Origin of the sequence: Clostridium carboxidivorans P7 (assembly GCF_001038625.1) — a bacterium.
GTDB classification, from domain to species: Bacteria; Bacillota; Clostridia; order Clostridiales; family Clostridiaceae; genus Clostridium_AM; species Clostridium_AM carboxidivorans.
The window spans coordinates 624,487-649,830 of the sequence record NZ_CP011803.1 but is presented as its reverse complement, the minus strand read 5'-3'; the positions used below and the strand labels follow the sequence as shown (position 1 = coordinate 649,830).

The window sequence follows — 25,344 nt, the reverse complement described above, 5'->3', positions numbered from 1 at the left end:
AACTCCTAGTTTGTACAAAGTTACTTTCCTAAATAATCACTTAATTTTGCGATTTTATATTTTTCTCCGTACACTCCTTTTTCATTATTAGTTAAAAATATATCCAAAGCTTCTGCAGTATAATAAGTTTGATCATTCATATGCATTACCACTACATTTCCCTTATTTTTAACTAAGCCCTGCTGTATATAATCAACAATATTTTGTGCTGAAGGTCTCTCATAGTCATGAGTTGTTATGTTTCCACTAACACAATATTTATAACCACTTTCATATACAGCTGCCAATCCCTCTTTGTTTAAAAGCAGGGTGGGTGGCCTAAAATATGGTTTAAGTGAATTTAAATCTCCTATTACACTTTCCATAACATCATAAGATTTTACTAAAGACTCTTCAAGCTCTTGTCTATTAGTTCCTAAAAGTTCATGGTTATAATTATGACTTCCAATATCATTACCATTTAAAGCAATTGTTCTAAGTAAATTTGGATTAGCATTTGATATTCCTGCATTAACATCTGCATATTTTGATATTGCAAAGAAGGTTGCATGAACCTTATGTTTATTTAAAACATCTATCAAAGCATTTACTACAGGATCTCCTCCCCAGTCATCAAAGGTAAAAAATATAACACTTTCTCCCTTTGTATCAATAGTTCCACTTTTATCAAGAGATGTTTTTTCTTCTTCAGTAAAATCACTTAAATCTACATATTCATTTCCTATATAATTGGTCTTCATCATTGATAAAGCTTCTTCATAAGTTCTCTTTTTCATGGGAACTTGATCTTTTATAATATTATATCTTCCATATTGTGATGGTTCTTCAATAGTTTTTTGTAGATTGTCTAAGGTTACTAGTGAATATCCTAATGGCTTTTGGGCTAAATCATAATCCTTGGTTTTTTCATTATATTTACTTACATAACCATTCTGGACATAATTTTTAGTTAATATGTCAACCATATTGGCAACAGCATTATCATTTTTAAACAAATTTGAATCTAATCTAAAATAAACTATTTCTCCCTTTCTAAGTGATAAATATGAATTTACATTAAAGTAACTATGTACAATGTCTTCGGCACTCATACCTTTATATTTATTAGTAATAGGTGCCTTTGTGTAAGTAAACAATTCATAATTTTTAAGAGAAGGAATGTTATTTGCTGCTGATAATGCTTCTTGAATTTTAGGATTTACATATCCATATCCAGGCATATATGCATTTGTGGCTATTCCTCTTTCCTTTAATAATTTATCTACTTCATATATTTCTTTGCAAATTTCTTCTGGTGATTTATTTAGTAAATTTAAATTGGTTGTTATTCCACCATTGCCAATTTCATGCCCTTTGCTCAATATCCTATTTATTCTGTCTGGATACTTTAATATTTCATCCTTTGTTACAAAAAATGTCCCCTTAGCATTAACCCTATCAAGTTCTATAAGTACATTATTCAAGCTAGTTTCATTACTTAATCCTCTAAAGGTATAAGCTAAAGCCTTTTGAGTAGTATAAAACTCTGATACAACAGGAGCTTGTCTCTTATTATTTTCTTCTACTAATTCCTTAAAATTTATTAAATCTATGTTATCTTTGGTATTATTACTATCTTTAGGTTTAGTACCTTCTGCTTTATTTACCAATGTACTATTTTTATTAGGTTTAGTTTTCAATGCATCCTTTTTAGTATACTTACTAGCTATTGTATCTTTTATTCTTTGAAGCTTATTATATTTTTCAACATTTGGCATTTCAGATACTTTAGCAACAGTCTTTTTCTGTTCATCCATTGATTTTAAAAGCCATCCTACAATTTGTACAATATTGTCCTCTTTTTCCTTTTCACTTTTTTCCTCACTTATACCAAGCTTATTATCTATATTCACATTAGCCTGTTTATCTATTGCAGGTTTCTCTTCTTTTCCTTTATATTCAGTACTATCAAGAACCCCTTCCAATTTTATAGAAATTATAGTTCCTCTTTTTAAACTATTTACATACCTATACGCTTGATCATAATTTTTAAAGCTTTGATAATTTAAATAATAATTGCTTTCAACCACATATTTATTCCCTGATGCATAAGCTGCTTTCAATATGCTGTCACTATAAACTGTGGAATTACACTTTAATAAAACAGGATTTTTTCCAGTTATGATTTTTAAAATTTTATTAGTTCTGCAAAAATCCGTAACTAATTCCTTTGAGGATAGCTTTTCCATATTCTTAGTGGAAGATAGAGTTCCACTTCCTATATCATGTCCAGATTTTTGAATCATTTTCACTATACTGGAATCCTCAGCTGCTTCAATTCCCGGAACAAAGAATGTTGCTTTAATTCCATGTTCATTCAACATAGTTACTATTTTATTCATAGTATCCTTATCACTAAGGCCATCAAATGATAAACTTACCACATTTGCTGATGCATCTACATTTGTTATAACGTCTGCCTTTTTACTATTATTTAATGAACTCAATGCTTTTTTTATTTCCTCTGATGCATCATACTTGCTCTTTTTACTTATAATTATTTTTCCTGAACTTGTATTAACCTTATAATTTTTATATGTATACGCACCTATACAAATGCTTCCTAATAAAATTATAATAAAGATATTCTTTCTTTTCATAATTCACCTTTCAATTACAGCTTAACCTCAAAAATAATAAATATATAAAAAAATCGACCAAATAAATATTCGGCCGGTTGCACTAATAACTCCCTATATACAAAGTGCCCAAATTAAGTATATAGCTCATAATTTCCCAAGACATAGTAAATTTTAATTCGAAATTAATTATATATTACAGTGTTATAATTTGTCAATATATACGATTAGGCTATATATTATCAGGTTATTTCAAAACCAATTTTTAATTATATTAAAATGCAAAACCATTGTAATATTAATTTCAAAACTTATTTTCATTAATTCAAACTAAAAAAGTAAGGAGCTGTACTTTTTAACTCCTTACTTTTTCATTATGATATTACTTATTTTTATGAAATCTGTTTTTATTCCCTTTAAAGCCATTTTTAATTTTTGAAACCATAAGTCCTCCTAATATACCACCAAGTATGGCTCCCAATAGAAAAATCAAAAAAATATACTTAGTTAACTGCGATACTGACATAAATATTTTTGCATCCATAAAAACCCCTTCTAAGGAAAATTAATAACCACTAATATAATATTCAAAATGCTTCTAATTTATCAATATCCCAGCATATATAAATGACTTATCTGTAATTGACTTCCTATCTTTTACTTATTCTTTTCTCAAAATATCTACTGTGTGTGCGCTTGCTCCCAGTAACTCTGGTCTTTCACAGGTAGAAAAATGATACTTAAGAAAAATTTGAAATGTATCTTCATCCATAGCATTCAAAACAGGCCTCATATAATCAGCAGGTCCATCTGCTGCAATTAATTTTATTCTTTTAAGTTTTACTTCTTCATTTAACTTATTAATATCTTCAATCCTTACATAATCATATAAATCTATTGGCTCGGATATAACATGAAAATCATCAGTAAGTTTTCCATTATCAATACATTCACGAATATTATTTTCCTTAAAACCATAGGTTATTACACTATATTCATTCATACAATATGCAACTAAAATATAACCTCCATATTTGGTTACTCTTTTTGCCTCTTGCAGTGCTTTTACTTTATCCTCAAATTGATATAAATGATACATAGGTCCAAACACCAAGGTCATATCAAAAGTATTTTCTGAAAATCTTGATAAATCCAATGCTGTTCCATGATATGCTTTTACTGCACTTCCTTTTGACTTTAAAACACCTAGATTGTGTTTCACAAGTTCAATTGCAGTAACATCATATCCTTCATTTGCTAGTTGTACAGAGTACCTGCCTGTTCCTGCACCAACATCTAATATTTTTGCATTCTTGTTATTTCCTAGATATTCATGAATATACTTCATGGAAGTGATATATTCAACTTGTCCATATCTTCTCGTTAACCTTTTATCTTCACAAAATTTATTGTAGTATTTTTCTAATTCCATTGTCATCTCTTACGTTCCTCATCTATTATTATATTTTAGTAATGATTAAATACAAAAATTATCCTCTACTCATTTAAATTTCCATATTCTCTTCACTACCCTCCTTTTGCATTCTAAAAAATATTATACTACATTATAGTTAAAAATGGTCAAGCTATTTTTTTACTGTTTATACCGCAATTTTTACAAATAGAAAATTTTAACTTAGAAAGTTAATTTTAAAACTATTTTCTCATAAAAATCACTTTCATTTTCTTCTTTTTAAATCATATAACTCAAGCCTATGCAATATAATAAAAAGGAGTATTGAAAAGGATTGTTATAATTATGAAAAGATTGTTATTAGATTTGATTTATAGATTCAACAATGATGATATTCCTGCTTTAGGTTCCCAGCTTGCATATAATTTAGTCCTATCCTTTTTTCCCTTTATAATTTTTCTTATGACACTTATAGGACATACTTCCTTAAACAATAATGAAATATTACTAGCTTTAAGTAAAATTATGCCGGCAAGTGCCTTCAATCTTATAAGTACTACAGTTTCTGAAGTAATCACCACAAAACACAGCCAGCTTATGTCCTTTAGTTTAATACTTACTATTTGGTCTGCATCTTCTGGTTTTACAGGAATTATAAAAGGTCTCAATAAAGCTTATGGAGTTCCTGAATCAAGGAGCTTCATTAAGGTTAGGATTATTTCAATACTTTGCACAATTGGAATGGCTTTTATAATACTAATTATGATGTTTTTATTGATACTAGGACATATCATATGGAAATATACAGCTTATAAATTAAGTTTTGCTCATAGGTTAATTATTCTATGGACATTAACTAGATATTTTATATTTATATCCACTGCTGTATTTATATTTACTTCTCTTTATCGCTATGCACCCTGTAAAAGGCTTACCTGGCTTGAGGTTTTGCCAGGTTCCCTATTTGCAATACTTCATCTTATACTTGTATCTACCGGCTTTGCCTACTATGTAAATAACTTTGCTAATTATTCAGTTATCTACGGCAGCATTGGAGCTATAATTGTCCTACTTACCTGGCTTTTTCTAATTTCTATCATTGTAATTTTGGGTGGAGAGTTTAATGCCTCATTATATCATGAATGTACTAGTACAAATTCAAAAAAGAACTGAGTTAATTGTCCTCTAAGGAATTAGAATATCCTATGGCCCATTCACATAAAGTTGATAAAACAGGCAAAAGAGTTTTCCCTCTCTCTGTAAGAGAATATTCCACCTTAGGTGGCACTTGAGTGTAAACAAATCTATTCACTAATTGATCTTCTTCCAATGCTCTAAGCTGCTGAGTAAGCATTTTTTGAGTAATATTAGGCAAAGTTTTCTTTAATTCGCTGAATCTCATAGTTTTCTTGCCTAAATGCCATATGATAAGTGGTTTCCATTTGCCACCTATTATATCTAAAGTTAATTCCATAGAACAGCTGTATTCATTACCTTTAAATTTTAACATTCATTATATTTAGTGATGAAATATATCAAACTATTTGTTGCTATACTGACATCACTAAAATCCACCTCTTTTCTCTCTATAGTATACAAATAGATACTATACTACTTAAAAGTACCTACTTCCAAAAAATAATAGTACAGTATATACTATCTCTTGTAAAACATTTTACAATATTAATTTAAAAATGCAACATAAATATGAAATTCTATTGAATAAAAAATAATATTTTATAGGAGGTTTTTATATTATGAAAGTAATAGCTATTAATGGCAGTCCTAGAAAAGATCATAATACAGCAACTTTATTAAATAAGGTTCTTGAAGGAGCTGCCTCCCAAGGTGCTGAAACAGAGATTATTCATCTATATGATTTAAACTTCAAAGGTTGCATCAGCTGTTTTACATGTAAATTAAAAGAAGGTAAAAATTATGGTAAATGTATTATTAAAGATGATCTTTCCCCTGTACTGAAAAAGCTGCATATAGCAGATGCAGTTGTTTTAGGTTCACCTATATATTTAAACAACATTACAGGTGAAACAAGATCATTTATGGAAAGACTATTTTTTCCACTAATAGAGTATACTAATCACCCTACACTTCTACCTAGAAACATTCCTACAGCATTAATATATACGATGAACATATCTGAAGAAAAAATGAAAAATATACATTTAGATAAATATCTTGAATCTAATGAATTACTATTTAAAAAATTCTTTGGAAAATGCAAAACATTATATTGTACTGATACTTATCAGTTTAACGATTATTCAAAAGTAGTTTCAGATAAGTTTGATCACGAAAAAAAGTTAAAAAGACATAAAGAAATCTTTCCTAAAGATTGTGCTAAAGCATTTGATATAGGAACTGAATTTGTAAATCATAAAATTTAAGAGGTGAATGTTAATGAATTTAATTAAAGTAAATGAATCATTATGTGTAAAATGCGGAGCTTGTACAAAAGTTTGTCCAACTACAGCTTTGTATATGAAAGAAGATGGTCCAAAAAACAATAACAATTCTTGTATTGCCTGTGGACAATGTGCTGCTGTATGCCCTTGTGGTGCACTTGACAATGTTAAAACACCACTAAATAGTCAGGTAGAAATAGAAGATTTTAAAGGTTTGGATTCAAAAACTGCTGAATACTTTCTTAGATCACGCAGGTCAATAAGATGTTATAAAAATACATCTGTGCCATATGAAGAACTATTAAAATTAGTTAATATTGCACGTTTTGCCCCTACTGCCAGCAATTCACAAGGAGTATCCTATATTATCGTAAAAGATAAAAAAATATTAGAAAAATCTACTGAAATAATAGTTAAGTGGATGGAAGATAACATTGATCTTCACTGGAGTTTTTCAAGACATGTAAATAATTATAGAAAAAATGGCATAGATTCAATTTTACGTGATGCTCCTCATCTTATACTCGCAACTGCACCAAAGGATTTTAAAAATGGACGAGAAAACAGCATTTCTGCATTATCCTATGTGGAACTATTTGCACCTACATTAGGATTAGGTTCTTGTTGGGCTGGACTATTTGAATTTTGTGCATTTTTAAATTATAGACCATTATTAGATTTATTCAATATCCCTAAGGATAAAGTAATCACAGGTGCTCTTATGGTTGGATATCCTAAATACAAATATAAAAGATTAGTAGATCGTAATAAATTAGATGTTACATGTATAGGGTAAGTTTAAAACAAAAGCTGCTTATGTGCTGCTGTCCATATAAGCAGTTTCTGATACAAAGCAATTAGTTTACAATATAAATTTTTTAATAGCCTTTGCCACTCCATCATTATCATTGTCTAAGGTTACATATTGAGCTATATCCTTAAGCTCTTCAATGGCATTTCCCATTGCAACCCCAAGACCAGCATAAGTTAACATTTCAACATCATTTGCTTGGTCACCTATGCACATTACCTCTTCTTTTTTTATTCCTAATTTATCTGCTAAAACTTTTACACCATAACCCTTGTTACAATTTTTATTCATAACTTCCAAAATTATTGGCATAGTTTTCACCACATTATATTCAGTATAAAATTTCTTTGGCAACTCAAGCATTTTTTTGTCTAACAATTCTTCTGTCTGAGAAAATAATATCTTTGTAATTTCATCATTATCTTCAATATCTGATTTAAAATTAATAATTTTAACAGGAGTTCCAACATATTCTGCTTCAAATCTTGTAAATTCACTTTCCTCTGCTGCAATAGGACCTTCATGAGTATATGCAATCATATTAAGTCCAAATTTCTTGCTTAAAGTATGTGCTTTTATCAAATCCCTGCCTCTTAATCCTTTATATGCAACACATTCAAAATTACTAGTTCTATATATAGTTCCCCCGTTATTTGCAATAAGGTATTGATTCTCTCCTCTTAAATGAACTTCGTCCAAAAAATTATCCACACCCTTAAGCCCTCTTCCAGATGTTATAACAACATTAACACCCTTTTCTACAGCCTTTCTAATTGCTTCCTTATTTGCTTTTGAAATAATTCTATTACTATTTAATAATGTACCATCCATATCAACAGCTAATAGTTTGTACATATTTTACCTCCCAAGATATTCCTCTACTATTGATTTATTAGGCATCTTCAAAAAAACAATACTACACCTAGTTTTTGAAGATGCCTAAACATATAAAATATCACGCTAGGCATTACCCTATTACGCTAAATCATATGATCTTTAAAACAGTTCTATCAATTAATATCATTTATTATTATTGTTTATCATTTATTATCATTGTATATCATTTTAAAATTTTATTCAAGATATTTTGTGAATTTTAATAGTAATGTTATAATATTAATCAATAATGATAAACATTGATAATTAATGAGGTGCTTAAATGTTTACTGAAGAACGATTAGAACAAATATTAAGTATACTTAACGAAAATGGTAGGGTAAAGGTAAAAGAACTAAGTGAACGATTTAATGTTTCAGAAGGTATGGTAAGGAAGGACTTGCAAAGATTAGAAAGAGATGGTGCTATTCAAAGAACCTATGGCGGGGCTATATTAAGCAGAAGAATTTCTAAAAGCAGTCCTATAACTGATAGAATGAAGTTGAACTTAAGCAGTAAAAAGGTAATATCTGAGAAAGCCTTTAATCTTATAGAAGATGAAGATGTGATTTTTTTAGAACCTTCAAGTATTGATTTTCTGTTAGCTAGACTAATTGCTAATAGTAATAAAAAAGTAACTTTGATAACTAACATGCCAACAATTCCACCTCTTTTTAATGATAATAAAAATGTTAAGTTAATATGTATAGGAGGAATATATGATAATAAAGCTGGTGGAGTTTTTGGTTCAGAGGCAATTAGAAGTATATCTAAATATACTTTTAATAAAAGCTTTTTAGGGAGCTCAGGTGTAAATTTAATTACTAACAGCGCAGGCACCACTGACTTAGAAGATGGTAATCTTAAAGAAACTGTAATTTCCAACAGCAAAGAAGTATTCTTGCTTATTGAAAAAGAAAAGTTCAATTTAGATAGTATATATAAATTTGCTACTTTAGATGAACTCCATGTTATAATCACTGATTCAGACATTAATGATGATATTAAAGAAAAATTAAAAAAATTAGATGTGAAGTTAATATAAACCTTTTTGTAAAATATAACTACATTGGTTATACTTATAATATCTTTTTATGAAAGGATGTTTTAAGATGCATAAAGATTATTTAGAAAAATATTCTCAAATTATCGTAAAAACAGGATTGAACATACAACAAAATCAAATTTTAGTTATAAATTCACCTATAGAATGCGGTGACTTTACCAGAACTATTTCTGAAATTGCCTATAAAGAAGGGGCTAGAGAAGTAATAATAAATTGGAGAGATGAACTTTCCTCTAAAATAAAATACTTACATGGAAAAGATGAAATATTTGATGAATTTCCTAGCTGGCAAAAAGATTTATTCGTATCTTGTGCTAAAAAAGGGGCTGCTTTTTTTAGTATTGCTGCTTCAAATCCTGAACTTATGAAGGACGTAAACCCTGAAAGAATAATGAGGTCTAATAAGGCTCAAAGTGCTGCATTGTCTGAATATAGAGAAAGGCTTATGGCAGACAAAAATGTGTGGTGTGTTGCTTCTGTTCCAACAAAAGCCTGGGCTAAAAAGGTATTTAAGGATGTTTCGGAAGATGAGGCAGTAGAAAAGCTTTGGAATGCTATATTTAAAGCTGTAAGAGCTGATAAAGATGATCCTATAGAAGCTTGGAATAATCACCAGAATAATTTAAAAAAGTCTATGGATTTTCTTAATAAAAATAACTTTAAATATCTTGTTTATAAAAATTCCCTGGGCACTGATTTAAAAATAGAACTTCCAGAAAATCATTTATGGCTTGGTGGCTCTTCTTTTACACCAGAAGGTACTGAATTTATGGCTAATATTCCTACAGAAGAAGTATTTACTTTACCTTATAAGTTCGGTGTAAATGGTAAAGTTACAAGTTCTAAGCCTTTAAATTATAATGGCAATCTTATAGAAAACTTTACTCTTACCTTTAAAGATGGAAAAATTGTAGATTTTACTTGTGAAAAAGGTTATGATAATTTAAAAAACTTAATAGAAACAGATGAAGGTACTCATTACCTTGGAGAAGTTGCTCTTGTACCTTTTGATTCTCCAATTTCCAATTCAAATATATTATTCTATAATACCTTATTTGACGAAAATGCTTCCTGCCACCTGGCTATAGGTGAAGCTTATCCTACTTGTTTAAAAAACAGTGAAAATATGAGTAAGGAAGATTTAAAAAATGCAGGTGTAAATGATTCTTTTGAGCATGTAGACTTTATGATTGGTACAAAAGATTTAAGTATTACAGGTATTACAAAGGATGGTAAAGAAATTCCTGTATTTATAAATGGAAACTTTGCATAGCTTTTTCTAAAATTCACACTCTCAAGATAGATAAACTATACAATAAGTTTTATTTTAAAATTTGCAACTTCATATGGTATTTTCAAAATACAAAATAGGATTTTTAGTTATAAAATTTAAAAGGGAATGTCTAAAACATCCCCTTTAAATTTATTTTATTTAAATTTTTCTATACACTTATCATGAATTTTAGAAAACATAAATACAGCTGACATTGAACCTATTAAAGCTAAAAACATATCCCATTGGGTATCCCACACATCTCCTTGAGTTCCTAAAAAAGCATCTGCTGCAGAACCTGTTACTTCGGCTACCAACCATTCTATAAGTTCATAAGCTGCACTTATTGCCAAACAAATACATATAACAATAAATAATAACATCTTACCTTTTTTTAAATAAGATTTTCTAATTAATATCTCTCTAGAAATAAAAGCTGGTATAAACCCTTGAGCAAAATGCCCTAAGCGATCATAGTAATTTCTACTTAAATGAAAACTATCTTTTATCCAATTAAACAAAGGCATTTCTGCGTAAGTGTAATGTCCACCTATTAACAATATAATTGCATGAATTAGAATCAAGCCATAAACAAAAGTAGTAAATCTAAATTTTTTATACGTAAATATTATAATTATAATTCCTATAACTGCTGGAAAAACTTCTAAAACCCAAGTAAAAGAATCTTTAGGGTAAATAGCAGACCAAATAAATACTATAGAAAATATTGCCAAAAACGTACTATGTATTTTACTTACTTCTTTCATATTCATATCCATCCCCTTTGCTTCGCTCAAAGCACAAAACTTAATAAAAAAATGCAGCTTACAGCGAACTTTTTCTTATATTATAATTTATCATGTACTCTTATATTAGCTAAATTTACCTTCTTTTTCAATCTTGTTATATAAAATAAAAGTATTACAACCAATATTCGGTAAAACCTAATTCTTTTATACTTATCATGTTACATTTCTATTTTAATTTAAGAGTATAATTATTTTCTTCCTCATTAGAACTATTTACTTTAAAATTGCAATTAGTTAACACTTTATGAGACCCTATATTGCTTTTTAAAACCCTGGCAATTATTCCCCTGCAGTCTTGAAATTCAGAAGCCCATGTAACTAATGTTTTTAAAGCTTCTGTCATAATCCTCTTTTTTCTATGATTAGGTGAAATACTATATCCCACTTCTAAATAACCATTTTCATCTGGTAGTCCTTTAAAGCCAATGAAGCCTATCCCTTTTTCATTATTTTTGCTTATAATTAACCAATATGTATACCATTCATGAAACTCTGAACCGATATATTTCATTTTGCTCAATTTCTTTGATACTGCTGACTTAACAGAATTAGATACTGCTTCTATTTCAATATTACTAATATCATTATCCTTAATATATACCAATTCTTTAAAGGATAATGGCTTTAAAATTAATCTTTCTGATTCTAAAAATTTACTGTTCAATCTGCCGCCTCCTGATTTAAAGTTTTTATAATATGTTTTATTTACATTTTCCCTTACGCCTTAATAAATCGCATCATAATATCTTTCTGTTAATATTTATTTTTCTTTAATAACCATATTGTATTTACAATTCATTATATTTTCAATATAATTATAATAAAATATTACATAAATAGCCAACCTAACTATTAAAGTGTCAGCTTGACTATTAATTACAAAATTTCAAAGGGGGACTTAGAAATTATGTTAAAAAAGAAAATTAATATTCTCTTATCTCTTGCTTTAAGCACTTCACTCATACTTTCACCTATTGTTACTTTTGCTGCAAATCCAGCTTTTGCTTCAAAGCCAGACACAGTAACATCAGCAACAGTTAAATCAAATTATACTCAAAAGGACTTAAATGAACAGGAAGTAATGGCTCTGCTTTGGATGCAGACTTCTGCAGAATACAAAGAGCTTTGTTATCAAGCTTATAATGCTGGAAAAATGCAAGTAGATGCAGCTGTTAAAAATCATAAATCAGGTGATAAACCTTTAGCTATAATTACAGACTGTGATGAATCAGTTATAGACAATACTGCCTATGATGCAGGTCACATAGACCACAATACTGCTTATGCCAATGATAGTTGGGGGAAATGGGTTGATGCATCAAAAGCTGATGCTATGCCTGGTGCTAAAGACTTTTTACAATACCTTTCAAATAAAGGAGTAGAGGTTTTTTATGTTACTAACAGGGATGCTAAGACAGGATTACAAGGCACTATGAAAAACTTAAAAAATTTAGGTTTTCCTAACATAGATGAAAAACATGTTCTTCTTCAAACAGACAAAGGAAATAAACAGGCTAGATTTGATGCTGTTGCAAAAGACTATAACGTTGTATTTTATATGGGTGACAACGAAAATGACTTACCTGTAGATACTTATGGTAAAACTCTACAGCAGAGAAATGATGCTGCAGATAAAAACAAAGATTCCTTTGGAACTAAGTTTATTGCTCTTCCAAACCCATCCTATGGCGACTGGGAACCAGCTGTAGCTTCTGGTTACTGGGGTCTTAGCGCAGCTAAAAAGGATGAAGCACGAAAGGCTCAACTTAGAACCTGGAGAGCAGATGGTGCTCCAGCTGTAAAAAGTGCTTCAGCTTCAAATACTGCTCAAGCTCCAGCTGTTCCAACAACAACTACTACTCAAGACACTTATGTCGTTAAACCTGGTGATAATTTATTTAGAATAGGTTTGAAATTCTCTATGGATTTCAAAGCACTAGCTAAAATCAACAATATTTCCAATGTTAATTTAATCTATGTTGGACAGACAATAAAATTATTGCCAAAAACAGTGCAGTCAGCTCCAGTACCAAAGCCAGCTCCTGCTGCTTATTCTCAAAAGGATTTAAACGAACAGGATGTAATGGCATTATTATGGATGCAAACTGCTGCAGAATATAAAGAATTATGTTACCAAGCTTATAATCTAACTAAAATGCAAGTAGATGAAGCTCTTAAAAATCATAAATCAGGTGATAAACCTTTAGCTATAATCACAGATTGTGACGAAGCAGTTATAGATAACACTGCTTATGATGCAGGTCATACAGGCTATAATGATGCTTACGCTAATGATAGCTGGGCAAAATGGGTTGATGCAGCAAAAGCTGGTGCTATGCCTGGTGCTAAAGATCTTTTACAATACCTTTCAAGCAAAGGAGTAGAAGTATTCTATGTTACTAATAGAGATGCAAAAAACGGAATGCAAGGAACTATGAAAAACTTGAAAGATTTAGGCTTCCCTAATGTAGATGATAAACATCTTCTTCTTCAAACAGATAAAGGCAATAAGCAGCCTAGATTTGATGCTGTTGCAAAAGATTATAATGTTGTAACTTATATGGGCGATAATGAAAATGACATGCCTATAGGTACTTATGGTGTAAGTTTAGATCAGAGAAACGCTTCTGCAGATAAAAATAAAGATTCCTTTGGAACTAAATTTATTGCTCTTCCAAATCCATCCTATGGTGACTGGGAACCAGCTGTTGCTTCTGGTTACTGGGGACTTAGTGCACAGCAAAAAGATGCAGCAAGAAAAGCTAAACTTAGAACTTGGAGAGCAGATGGAACTAACTAAAGAAATGAGGGATTTTAATGAGTTTTTTAGAAACAAAAAAGTTATACAGAATTGAAATTACAGAAAGATGCTACTATTCTCCTCTATATGGAACAGGTACTGCAATGCCATCCTTTGAATCAGTTGAAAAAAACGGTAATTTTGGTTCAATCCCTAAAGGAATTACAGGATGGATAGTTGAAAAGTTAGGGAAAAAATATTTCAGACCAGACGAAAACCAAGAAGGAATAGAATTATTTACACCTGCAAATCAACCAATTGTTTTAATTCCTTATGGTAAAATAGATGGTCATTATAAAAAAATATAAAGACTAAATAATTATATAAAAACCAATTGTAAATACGTTATATTTGCAATTGGTTTTTATATTACATTGATACTACTAACCTAGTTACTAAAGGTATAAATTTATCTTTATCCCACTTTAAAATAGATTCTACATAACCTAATGTATCTGCATTATAAATTCCTATTATTCTTTGATTCGTTAAAAGTTTAAAAACCTCAGATCCATTTATGCTTAAGGGTGAAAGATTAGAAAGAAACAATACCCCTGCCGCTGTAGGCTCTTTAAGAGTTCCATCTTTATTATAAAGTTTGGACAAATACTCCTCATCTCTTATGGACTTAAGATCTATTATGCCTTTCAAATCCTTATTTTCTGATTTTACACTTACTCTATAAAAATTTTCATATACAGCATTATATACATTTTCAATACTAAATTTATCATAATCAAAAACAACTTCTGCTACATTTCTTTTAAAGGAATAAATATAATTAAAATAATATCCTCCACTACCTCCTGAAGCTATAGATAAAAATACATATGGTATGCTACTTTTTTCATCAAACCTTCCTATAAATAAATTAGGCTCATAACCTGAATTTTCTTTTGGCTTTACTTTTATATTCAATCCCGTTTTTTCATTTTTTACAGTAAGAGTTATATCTTTTATAAAACCATTTTCTCCATAAGGTTTCTTTCCTGTAATTATTAAAGTTTCAATATAACCATCACCATTCACATCTGCAAATTTTTTATCTACAATATATACTTTATTTTTGTTTTGTATCAAATTCTCAGGAAATCTAAAAAACATATATGCAGCTCCATAATTATTAATTCAATATTATTTTATTAGTAATTTAATCTGTTGTGCTTGTTAAATTTCAAAGTCATTAAAAATCTATGCCACCTTAATGAAAAACTTTCACATTTATTTTCTAACAGCAAGACAATAGTTCACATTATCAAAAGCTGTCATTTGATGATTGGGATTCTCCTTATTATATTTTGTAAAGTACTTCTCTGTTATTTCATCCGGTGTCAAATGTTCATAAATCATGAAATTACTTTCAGACAATAGTTTCTCCAATTCCATATAAGAATAACTTCCAAGCATTTTTTCATTTGAAGCACCAGCCAGTGCTACTTGTATTTTAGCTCGTTCTCCTGCTTTATCTGTATAAGCCTTCTCATCATTATAATCAAAAACAATACTACTACCTTTTGGTATAAAGCCTGAAATTATATTAAGTGTTTCTGCAAATACCTGTTTAGACAAATAGTAACTTATTCCAAGCAAACTACAAAAGCTAATTTTGCTTTTGTCAAATTCTATACATTCAAGTAAATTACTTTGCCAGTTATTTTCCCTAAAATCCGCAGACACATAATGTAGATTTGCTGGTTTTTCCGATACCACTGATTTAATACGTTTTTGCTTGTCTGCAGCAGTAGCAGGATGATCAATTTCAAAAATTTCAATTTTTGATGCCCAGTCAGATTGGCGATATGCAAATGTGTCATATCCAGCTGCAAAAATTAAATACTGTTTTGCACCATTTTGTACAGCATTTTTAAGTAATCCTTCCGCAAATGCTCCTCTACTCAATGGAGTTGGTGATAATTGATTATCAACGACCCACCTCAAAGCTTCCTCCTGTGTACCTGAAAAAGATGGATTAAAAAAAGATATTCCTTTTGCCATATTATTTGCTATTTCTTCATATTCATCCTCCGTCAATATTTTCTTTGCCAAATAATCATCAAATATTTTCTCTGAATTTTGTGTTGAATGGTATGCTCTTGAAAATGCACTTACTAGTGCTGTTATGCTTTTTTGTTCCATAAAATTATCACCTCTAATAATATATACAACACCTGCAACAACACTGCAATACTTGACTTTTTATCCATTTTGTGGTATAATAATGACATAAAGAATGAAAAGTTTACAAATTCGTCACATTTATCGTGGCGTTTTTTTATAGAATAATATTCTACTTCAATACTCTTCTTCCTCCACTAAAGTCAGAATGTAATGGAGAAATCTTAACTACATCTCCCGTATGTGGTGCATGAATCATACATCCATCACCTACATATATTCCAACATGATGAGCTGGTGATCCAAAGAAAACTAAATCCCCTGGTTGAAGCTCGCCTCTTGATACATAAGTTCCTTGCTGTTGCTGCTGATCAGCTACTCTTTCCAAACTTATTCCAAAGTGTGCAAAAACGTAACAAGTAAAACCAGTACAATCAAAGGAGCTTGGACCATTTCCTCCCCATTCATAAGGCACTCCTTGGAAAGTTGATGCATATGCAACTACTGCACTAGCTGATGATGAGCCTCTTGACAACGCTGGTGATGCTGCACTATATTTTTCAACTTGACTTTGAGCATTTGCATCTTTAAGAGCTTTTTCTTTAGAGTCTAGGCTTGCAATTAAATTTTTTTGCTCACTTTTATTGATATTAAAACTCTCTAATTTCTTTTCATTATCTGCCTTTAAAGCTAAAAGCTTATTATTTTCATTATTTAGAGCTTCTTTTTTCTTTGTTATTATATCCTTCTTTTGTTTTAAGTCATTTATTACTTTTTCATCAAAACCTACTATTTTTCTAATAGTATCCATTCTTGATATGAAATCACTTAAATTACTAGATTCTAATATAACACCTAAATAACTATTTGAACCATTTATATACATAGTTCTTATTCTTTTATTAAATACATCTTGCTGTCCCTTTATGTTACTTTCTGCATTAGCTAATTCCTGTCCTGTTGCCTTTATATCAGCTGTAGTTTTTTCAATACTTTTTTTATTTCCATCTATTTGCTTCATTATTTCTGTTATCTGGTTGTCCAACTTTTCCACTTTTGTTTCTAAATCTTGTTTTTGCTGTTGAATTTGAGCTATTTGTGTATTATCATTTGATGGTGCTGCCAAAACACTTCCATTAATTGTTGCTGCTAATGTTAAAGCAATCACAACAGACAAAGTTTTTTTATTCAATACTTTAACCTCCCTAGTTAAAAACATTTCACATTATTTTTTATGTCCTAATACATTAGGACATAAAGTTCTGCATTTATTACAGTTATATAACCAGTCCCCTTTAGCTGATTGTGCAGCTATATTACTTCTGCATAATGACTGATCTACAGTTACACCATTAAGTGCCTTCTTAGGACAATTTTCAATGCATACTTTACACTTATCGTAGCAATAGTTTTCAGTTATCATTGGATCATAATCTACAACTTTATCTATAAGTAAAGCTCCTAAGTACATCATATTTCCTAAATCTTCATTTACTAAAAGAGTGTTTTTCCCCATAACTCCAATACCAGCTAATTCTCCTGCATGTTTTAAAGATAATATGCCCTTTCCCTGCTTTTTTTCATTATCCCAATATTCATATGGGTTATCTGCTGGTATCATCACTGCACCCACATGAAGTTTATCTAAATAACAGCACGTATTTACGCATATTCTATCCAGCTCCTTGAAAATAGATATAGTAACCTGTGTATATACCACTCTATTGCCGCTAAGCATACTTGCTGATGGTGCTCTTTTTGCAAAAACTACTACCGACTTACATTCAGGAAAAATATCTTTTGGATGAAAACCATCTGGAGCATTTTTAAATCTTTCAATAGGCGCTATACCACATATCTCTGCTCCTAAATCATATAAAAATTTTTTTATTTCATTAGAATCAATCATTATTTATACCTTCTTTTTATTTTAAAGCTGCTTTATTATTAATGTACTGTTTTAACATTTGTAAGCTATTTCTATCTAGTTCTGAAAAAAACTCTAAAAGCTGAACTCCTTGCGGAAGTGAAGCTTTCACAGTGTCAAAAGCTGCTCGTGAGGTTATAACAACATCAACTTTTTTAAGCATATCTAACAATTGTTTTTTGTTTTCTGTTCCACAAGTAATAATTGTAATATTTTGAACCCCTGCATCCTCAATTGCTTTTTTCATATTCAAAGCTCCATGTGTAGTTCCACATACAATACCAACTTTTGTACCAGAACTTAATTTTGCAATACTCATAAAAGCATGAATGCGAGGTGCTGCCATAAGTCCAATAACTTCTTTACCTAAAGGCTCAATAATTGCTTTAACATCTTCAACATGATTAAAACCTGTTATGATAAAATCACAATTTCTTACTGTTTCTGAATCTATGTTATCTTGAAGTTCTGACAAAAGGCAGATATCAATATTAATACCAAGTTCTTTTATTAAAACATCTCTAAAATACTCTAAATCTTGAATAGCACTTTCTGTGAGCAAGGCTTTTAAACATGTTTGCTTTGAATCAGTTACTCCTAAAACAGTATAATTAAAAATTACTGTAAACAATTCTTCTGGTTTAAACCCTAATTGTTTTGTTTTTTCTATAGTTTCCTCAGCAAGTGTTAATAATTCCTTGTTATGTTTTTTAGTATTATAGTCATTAATATTGTCTGAAACATATGTACCTTGTCCCCTTTTACCCACCAATAACCCCTCCTTTTCTAATTCTTTATAAGCTGAAATTACTGTATTACGATTTATTTTTAGAAGTTTTTCTAATTCCATTGGCGAAGGAACTTTTTCACCAGCTTGTAACATGCCACTTAATAAAAAGTATTTTATTTGTTCTTTTAACTGTTGATATATAGGAAAATCTACTTTTTTATTAATACAAAATTTCATTTGCACACACCTTTCTAATTTAAATTTATCTTTAATTGATATTTCAAATTACATAGTTTAATATAAAACTATTAAACTATGTATATAATAATGGAAATTTCAAGCATTGTCAATGCTATTTTTTATTTTTAGTATGACAGCTCTTTATACGAAAAAAATCTAAAACACAAAGCTCTATTAAAACTTGTATTTTAGATTTCTATTTCATTAATTTATCTGTTTAATTTTATTTTAAAAGTTGGATAATTAATAATAAAAACCCTCTATTCACCCTCATTATTTTCTTCTATTTCAATTCCAGCTAATTTCATTAGATATAAAGCATTTCTTGTAGGTGAAATTCCTGCTTTCAATTTGTAATCAAAATAAATTTTATTATCTCTGTAGTATTCAGAGAAATGGTAGTTTTTAATTTTTGAATCTTTATCATTTGCCATTTCGCCTAGTTCCAAGTCATGAGTGGATATAAATCCTAAGTTTCCAGTTCTACTTAATTGTTTTACTAAAATCATAGCTCCAGTATGTCTATCCTTTGAGTTAGTTCCTTTAAAGATTTCATCTAATAAAAATAGTACCTTTTTACCTTCCTTTGAGGCTTTAACAATATTTTTTATTTTTAATATTTCTGCATAAAAGGAAGATATACTTTGCCCTAAATCATCACTTGTTCTCATACAACTATAGAGCTCCATAATAGGACAGCAAAATTGATATGCACATACAGGAGCTCCAGCATATGCCAATATAACGTTAATTCCTACAGTCCTCATAAATGTACTTTTTCCTGACATATTAGACCCCGTTATAAGCATAACTTGATATGGTTCTTCTATATTTAAATCATTACATACCCTTTTTTCTCCTAAAAGAGGATGACCCATATTTTTTGCTGTAATCATTGATGTTCCAGTTACAATTTCAGGCATACTCCAATGAGGATTGTCATATTTAATATTTGCAATACTGCATAATGCCTCTAGTTCCCCTATTATGCTAAGCCACTTTTCAAAGTCATTACCTGCTTTTGTCTTCCATCTTTCAATAGAAATGGTCCAGTGATATTCTAACATGAGAATTGAATTCAAAACGGGATATAAAGCATTACGTCTACTTACTATAGATTCACAAATCTTAGAAAAAGTATCTATTTGTTTATATGCGCTTTTGGCATCATTATCATAAAGTATTTTACACAAATCTATAATGTACTTTGACTTAAATTTATGCTTTTCTATATGCTTAAGCATGTTTCTATATGTTTTTACGTTATAATTATACTTTTCTGCAATAATTAAATTTTTCATTCTATCTTCTCTTTTTATTCTTAAAATAATACATTGAATAAAAATTAAAAAAATAGGAATATAGTATGGAATTATATAAAATATTTTTGGTGCACTTCTGCTAGTATCAAGTAAAACAGCTATGACATAATCAATTATTCTAACTATTAACGTTAAACTAGTTATTCCAGTCACCGTTGAAAGAATTCTTAAAATCCAAATTATTTTATTTTTTAATATATAGTCATTTCTTTCTTTTATCCATGAAAAAAGTTCCTTGGTATCCTGTTTGTCATTACAAATTATTTTTCCTTCTGCCTCAAGCCTCTGTCTAAAATGTATTTTAGGTCCAAGTTCTATAACTGCACACTGTCTATCATGTATACTCTGTTCATCTTCAGGTTTTTCCGTTAATATTTGCTTCAACCTTCGTCTTCCAATATAAGTACGACATGTATTTATCCATTGAAACAAAGAACCTTTTCCAAAAATATCAAGATCGTAGGAATAATTATGGTTCTCATCTATAAATTCCTCTCCACTATCCTTAAAGCTTTTCCATTCTCCCTTTAATCTTTTTATTGAAGTTTCATTTATCTCCTTAAGTGCATTTATATATTTCTTTTTATTTTCTATGTCCTTATGTAAATGAGCTAGATAACAAAGCAAAATAATCATAACTAAGACTACAGAATCAAACATGAAATACAATTTTAAGGTGTACATTCTTATTAAAATTACAAATCCTAGTAGAAAAGCGGCAAGTCTTAAATTACTTAAATTACTTATACGCTTCTCTTGTTTTTTTAATAATAAATTATATTTAGTTTTTCTCTTTTCATATTCCTTTAATATTGATATCAAATTACTTCTCCTATCTAAATGTTTTTTGATAAAATGTTCCACTTTATACAAATCCATTAAATCATATTAATTTTTAACTAAAGTGAATTATTCCCAAGTATAATAATACATCATATAAAACATATAACTCAAGTATTTTAAAGTAAAGAACGTATATAGATTTACACAATCCATATACGTTCTTGAAATTCAAGTTAAATACATTTTTTCAACCTTGAAACATACAACTAATATTCTAATTCAGCATTTACATGTATCTTATTTAATTAAATTACATATATCATTTGCAAATTGAACTGGATCTTCTATTGAAAGACCTTCAATCAATAATGCTTGATTATATAGAATATTTGAATACATTTTTACTTTATCCTTATCTTCCTCAAATGCTTTTTTAATAGCATCAAACATTTCATGATTTGTATTTATTTCTAAAATCTTATCAGCTTTGAGATTTGGATTATTTGGCATCATGTTAAGCACCTTTTCCATTTCAATAGAAAGTTCACCTTCATTTGCAAGACAAACTGGATGAGTCTTCAATCTCTTTGATGCTCTAACTTCTTTAACTTTTCCACTTAAAGCTTCCTTCATGAAATCAAATAAATCTTTGTTTTCTTGTGTTTCCTTTTCATTTTCTTTTTCATCAGATTCAATACCTAAGTCTTTGCTGGAAACAGATTTAAACTCTTTTTCTTTATATTTCATAAGTATTTTAATTGCAAATTCATCAATATCATCAGTGAAATACAATATTTCAAAGCCTTTATCTTTGATTAACTCAGTTTGTGGAAGCCTTTCTATCTTTTCTACACTTTCACCAGTTGCATAGTATATGAATTTTTGATCTTCTTTCATACGTGAAATGTACTCATCAAGACTTACAAGCTTTTTCTCTGTTGAAGAATAGAACATCAATAAATCTTGAAGTACTTCTTTATTAGTTCCAAAGTCAGAATAAACACCATATTTAAGCTGTCTTCCAAAGCTCTTAAAGAATTCATCATACTTTTCACGATCATTTTTAAGCATTAATGAAAGTTCGCTTTTTATTTTATCTTTTACTTTCTTTGCAATAAATTTAAGTTGTCTATCCTGCTGCAAAAGTTCTCTTGAAATGTTAAGAGAAATATCAGCAGAATCAACTAAACCTTGAACAAAGCTGAAGTAGTCTGGCAATAAATCTGAGCACTTTTCCATTATTAAAACACCATTAGAATAAAGCTCTAAACCTTTTTCAAATTCCTTTGTATAGAAATCATAAGGTGCTTTAGCTGGAATAAATAATAAAGCATTGTAGCTTGCTAATCCTTCAACACTAGTATGGATTGATTTTAAAGGTTTTTCATAACCAAAGTGCTTATCCATATAGAATTGATCATAATCTTCTTGTTTTAATTCATTTTTATTTTTTCTCCAAATTGGAACCATGCTGTTTAAAGTTTCATCTTCATAATAATCTTCATATTCTTTTTTGCCGTCTTCTTTTTCGCTGCCTTCCTTTTCCTTACTCTTTTTCACCATCATTTTAATTGGATATTTGATAAAATCAGAATACTTCTTAATTAAAGCTTTTAATCTATATTCATCCAAGAATTCGTCATAGTTTTCATCATCAGTATTTGTTTTTATTTTTAATATGATTTCAGTTCCCACTGTTTCTTTATCTATAGGTTCAATGTCATAACCTTCTACACCTTTTGATTCCCACTTATATGCTTCCTCTGAATCTATAGAACGACTTATAACAGTAACTACATCTGATACCATGAAAGCTGAGTAAAAGCCAACTCCAAATTGACCTATAATATCTACGCCTTCTTTTTCCTCATTTTCATTTTTAAATGCTAACGAACCACTTTTAGCAATAGTACCAAGGTTATTTTCAAGTTCGTCCTTTGTCATGCCAATACCTGTGTCAGTAATAGTAAGGTTTCTATTTTCTTTATCTGCTGTAATTCTAATGTAAAAATCATCTTTATTGAAGCTTATATTGCTGTCAACAAGTGAACGATAATAACTCTTATCAATTGCATCACTTGCATTTGATATAAGTTCCCTCAAAAATATTTCTTTGTTTGTATAAATTGAGTTAATCATTAATTCAAGTAGTCTTTGAGACTCTGCTTTAAATTGTTTTGTAGCCATTTATATCATTTCCCTTCATTGAAATTTTTAACATATTAAAACCACACCTATCAAAGTAGGTGCGGTTATTTTTAAATTAATCAAGCCACTTTCCTACTCTTAATCAACTATAGTTTTTTCATAATAAGTAAGACTTAAGAATATGTTCTGTAGGTTCCCGATTTTTTAATTTTTATATCATTTAAAGTTTCAAAATGCATTTTTAAATTGCTTTTGTTAGCACTCATTGATGTTGAGTGCTAACTATATTTTAGCAATTATATTTTTTTTGTCAATATATTCTTTAAATTTAATTTAAAATGCATTAATTTTCTTAAGCTACTTAGAAATTTTGGCTAAAATTAAGTTCTAATATAGGATTTATGTAACTTTTTTGATGAAAATGACCTGTATTATTGAAAAATAGAAGATATTTTTTATATTTTGCTAATTTGTTTTTTTATTCTCTCCATAAACATTAAAGGTATTGTTGCTGCCACAACAATTAAAGTTAACATAAATACATCATCTATTGCATTCATATAGGATTCTGTATATACATATTTATAAGCTAAATACAATACTCCTGTTTTAGCATTTGCGACTACTGCACCTTTTTGCAATATGTAGCTTTGAACATTATTAATAAAATTTGAAGTTACAGGGTTAAAAGGTGTTAATTGTTCAGCTAATCTATAGTAGTGTAAACTCTGTCTATTTTGTAAAAATACTGTAAGTATAGTCGTGCTTAGTGAACCTGCCACCTGTTTTACTGTATTTTGGAGAGCTGAAGCTCTACTTATAAGTTCTGGCGGTACCTGTTCCATACTCATAGTAGTGGCAGGCATCATACATAATCCTACACTAGCTCCTCTTATAAACAATAAAAATTTAAGTGTTGAATTACTCATTTCTGTACTTAAAAAATATAATTCATAAGTTGATATAATCATTAAAACTATACCTACAATAATAAAGGGTTTACCCCCTATTTTATCTGACATTTTCCCAGCTATGGGCATAGTAAGTCCTGAACCTATTGCATAGTACAACATAATAATACCTGACTGCATAGCATTAAGTCCTGATAAATTTTGCAAAAATAATGGTATAAATACAAGCACCCCGTACATAGCAAATACTATTATATTAATTAAAATTGTATTAACTGAATAGGGAAGTATTTTTAAAACTCTTAGCTCCAATAGTGGATTATCTATAGTAAGCTCATTAAATATAAATATTGCAAGATTAAAACCTCCAAATACAATTAGTAATGGATATTTTATATCTCCCCAATCTATTTTAGACCATTCACTTATTACATATAGAACACTTATAAGTCCCAATGTAGAAGTTAAAACTCCAATAACATCTAATTTTTTGTCAACTTTTTTTACATCTTCCTTTAATATTGCTACAGCAAGAATTGTTCCTATAATGCCAATAGGTACATTTATGTTAAAAATTAAATTCCAGCTTAAATATTGAACTATATATCCTCCTAAGGTTGGTCCAATAGCAGGAGCTACCATTATTGATATACCATATATGCCAGCTGCTAATCCAATTTTTTCTTTTGGAATTACTTTGTAGAGTGTAGACATGCCAACTGGCATAATCATACCTCCACCTATTGCTTGTAAAATTCTTGAAAATATTAATACATCTATACTCCAAGATATTCCGCACAAAAATGAACCTATAGTAAATACCACTATTGCAAATATATATACTTTCTTATAACCTAAAACCTCTTCTAAATATCCTGTTAAAGGTATAACCGCTCCTGCTGCAAGCATATAGCCAGTTAAAACCCATTGACCAGTATCTAAAGAAGTTGAAAAAACAGACATTATTTTAGGCAATGCTATATTTACAATACTAGTATCAAGAAATGCCATAAAGGTTCCTATAATGATTACCATTAAACAAAGCCATTTATAAGAAGCTGCTTCTTTCTCTTCCATC

At 29.3% G+C, this 25,344-nt stretch carries 22 protein-coding genes and 1 riboswitch; of the genes, 7 read left to right on the top strand and 15 right to left on the bottom strand.

What is annotated here, in order from left to right:
• Positions 1-20 precede the first annotated feature (20 nt).
• The 3 genes from Ccar_RS02830 to Ccar_RS02825 form a co-directional block, all read right to left on the bottom strand.
• Complete coding sequence (locus Ccar_RS02830) at positions 21-2,639, bottom strand: polysaccharide deacetylase family protein (protein WP_007058982.1); 2,619 nt, start codon at positions 2,637-2,639, stop codon at positions 21-23.
• A 62-nt stretch (positions 2,640-2,701) separates the two neighbouring features.
• Positions 2,702-2,785: riboswitch (cyclic di-GMP riboswitch) on the bottom strand.
• 215 nt (positions 2,786-3,000) lie between these two features.
• Positions 3,001-3,162: a hypothetical protein gene (locus tag Ccar_RS26625; RefSeq protein ID WP_007058983.1), complete on the bottom strand. Its 162-nt coding sequence runs from the start codon at positions 3,160-3,162 to the stop codon at positions 3,001-3,003.
• A 117-nt stretch (positions 3,163-3,279) separates the two neighbouring features.
• Positions 3,280-4,056 carry a class I SAM-dependent methyltransferase gene (locus Ccar_RS02825; protein ID WP_007058984.1) on the bottom strand — a complete coding sequence of 259 codons (777 nt, stop codon included), beginning with the start codon at positions 4,054-4,056 and terminating at the stop codon, positions 3,280-3,282.
• Positions 4,057-4,377: 321 nt separating this feature from the next.
• Between Ccar_RS02825 and Ccar_RS02820 the strand changes: the two genes are divergently transcribed.
• A complete protein-coding gene (locus Ccar_RS02820; RefSeq protein WP_007058985.1) occupies positions 4,378-5,205 on the top strand; it encodes a YihY/virulence factor BrkB family protein in 828 nt (275 codons plus the stop codon).
• Between the two features lies 1 nt (position 5,206).
• Here the strand turns inward: Ccar_RS02820 and Ccar_RS02815 are convergent, their stop codons facing one another.
• Positions 5,207-5,542: a winged helix-turn-helix transcriptional regulator gene (locus Ccar_RS02815; protein WP_007058986.1), complete on the bottom strand. Its 336-nt coding sequence runs from the start codon at positions 5,540-5,542 to the stop codon at positions 5,207-5,209.
• Between the two features lie 247 nt (positions 5,543-5,789).
• On the opposite strand from Ccar_RS02815, the gene Ccar_RS02810 reads away from it, so the two are divergent.
• Positions 5,790-6,437: a flavodoxin family protein gene (locus Ccar_RS02810; RefSeq protein WP_007058987.1), complete on the top strand. Its 648-nt coding sequence runs from the start codon at positions 5,790-5,792 to the stop codon at positions 6,435-6,437.
• A gap of 13 nt (positions 6,438-6,450) precedes the next feature.
• Positions 6,451-7,251, top strand: coding sequence for a nitroreductase family protein (locus Ccar_RS02805; protein ID WP_007058988.1), 801 nt, complete (start codon positions 6,451-6,453; stop codon positions 7,249-7,251).
• 66 nt (positions 7,252-7,317) lie between these two features.
• Here Ccar_RS02805 and Ccar_RS02800 read toward each other — a convergent pair whose 3' ends face one another.
• Positions 7,318-8,121: a Cof-type HAD-IIB family hydrolase gene (locus Ccar_RS02800; protein WP_007058989.1), complete on the bottom strand. Its 804-nt coding sequence runs from the start codon at positions 8,119-8,121 to the stop codon at positions 7,318-7,320.
• Positions 8,122-8,425: 304 nt separating this feature from the next.
• Here Ccar_RS02800 and Ccar_RS02795 point away from each other — a divergent pair, with 304 nt between their 5' ends.
• Both Ccar_RS02795 and Ccar_RS02790 read left to right on the top strand, forming a co-directional pair.
• Positions 8,426-9,187, top strand: coding sequence for a DeoR/GlpR family DNA-binding transcription regulator (locus Ccar_RS02795; protein ID WP_007058990.1), 762 nt, complete (start codon positions 8,426-8,428; stop codon positions 9,185-9,187).
• Between the two features lie 67 nt (positions 9,188-9,254).
• Positions 9,255-10,481, top strand: a complete 1,227-nt coding sequence (locus Ccar_RS02790; protein ID WP_007058991.1) for an aminopeptidase — start codon at positions 9,255-9,257, stop codon at positions 10,479-10,481.
• Positions 10,482-10,636: 155 nt separating this feature from the next.
• Here Ccar_RS02790 and Ccar_RS02785 read toward each other — a convergent pair whose 3' ends face one another.
• Together Ccar_RS02785 and Ccar_RS02780 are read right to left on the bottom strand one after the other, a co-directional pair.
• On the bottom strand, positions 10,637-11,254 hold the full coding sequence (locus tag Ccar_RS02785; RefSeq protein WP_007058992.1) for a DUF2238 domain-containing protein: 618 nt from the start codon (positions 11,252-11,254) through the stop codon (positions 10,637-10,639).
• A 202-nt stretch (positions 11,255-11,456) separates the two neighbouring features.
• The gene (locus Ccar_RS02780; RefSeq protein ID WP_007058993.1) at positions 11,457-11,954 is read right to left on the bottom strand and encodes a GNAT family N-acetyltransferase; all 498 of its coding nucleotides are present in this window, start codon (positions 11,952-11,954) and stop codon (positions 11,457-11,459) included.
• 243 nt (positions 11,955-12,197) lie between these two features.
• On the opposite strand from Ccar_RS02780, the gene Ccar_RS26620 reads away from it, so the two are divergent.
• The gene (locus Ccar_RS26620) at positions 12,198-14,090 is read left to right on the top strand and encodes a 5'-nucleotidase, lipoprotein e(P4) family (protein WP_007058994.1); all 1,893 of its coding nucleotides are present in this window, start codon (positions 12,198-12,200) and stop codon (positions 14,088-14,090) included.
• A 17-nt stretch (positions 14,091-14,107) separates the two neighbouring features.
• Positions 14,108-14,398, top strand: coding sequence for a hypothetical protein (locus Ccar_RS02765; protein ID WP_007058995.1), 291 nt, complete (start codon positions 14,108-14,110; stop codon positions 14,396-14,398).
• A 61-nt stretch (positions 14,399-14,459) separates the two neighbouring features.
• Here the strand turns inward: Ccar_RS02765 and Ccar_RS02760 are convergent, their stop codons facing one another.
• The 8 genes from Ccar_RS02760 to Ccar_RS02725 form a co-directional block, all read right to left on the bottom strand.
• Positions 14,460-15,194 (bottom strand): hypothetical protein, encoded by a 735-nt coding sequence (locus Ccar_RS02760; protein WP_007058996.1) that lies wholly within the window; start codon positions 15,192-15,194, stop codon positions 14,460-14,462.
• Positions 15,195-15,311: 117 nt separating this feature from the next.
• Positions 15,312-16,226, bottom strand: coding sequence for a class I SAM-dependent methyltransferase (locus tag Ccar_RS02755; protein ID WP_007058997.1), 915 nt, complete (start codon positions 16,224-16,226; stop codon positions 15,312-15,314).
• Between the two features lie 151 nt (positions 16,227-16,377).
• Complete coding sequence (locus Ccar_RS02750; protein ID WP_007058998.1) at positions 16,378-17,397, bottom strand: C40 family peptidase; 1,020 nt, start codon at positions 17,395-17,397, stop codon at positions 16,378-16,380.
• A 33-nt stretch (positions 17,398-17,430) separates the two neighbouring features.
• On the bottom strand, positions 17,431-18,114 hold the full coding sequence (locus Ccar_RS02745; protein WP_007058999.1) for an epoxyqueuosine reductase: 684 nt from the start codon (positions 18,112-18,114) through the stop codon (positions 17,431-17,433).
• A 16-nt stretch (positions 18,115-18,130) separates the two neighbouring features.
• Complete coding sequence (locus tag Ccar_RS02740; protein WP_007059000.1) at positions 18,131-19,099, bottom strand: GntR family transcriptional regulator; 969 nt, start codon at positions 19,097-19,099, stop codon at positions 18,131-18,133.
• 263 nt (positions 19,100-19,362) lie between these two features.
• Entirely contained in the window at positions 19,363-21,246 is a 1,884-nt protein-coding gene (locus tag Ccar_RS02735; RefSeq protein WP_048029861.1) for a MutS family DNA mismatch repair protein, read from the bottom strand.
• 258 nt (positions 21,247-21,504) lie between these two features.
• On the bottom strand, positions 21,505-23,394 hold the full coding sequence (htpG, locus tag Ccar_RS02730) for a molecular chaperone HtpG (RefSeq protein WP_007059004.1): 1,890 nt from the start codon (positions 23,392-23,394) through the stop codon (positions 21,505-21,507).
• 416 nt (positions 23,395-23,810) lie between these two features.
• Complete coding sequence (locus Ccar_RS02725) at positions 23,811-25,343, bottom strand: DHA2 family efflux MFS transporter permease subunit (RefSeq protein WP_007059005.1); 1,533 nt, start codon at positions 25,341-25,343, stop codon at positions 23,811-23,813.
• Position 25,344: the final 1 nt, after the last annotated feature.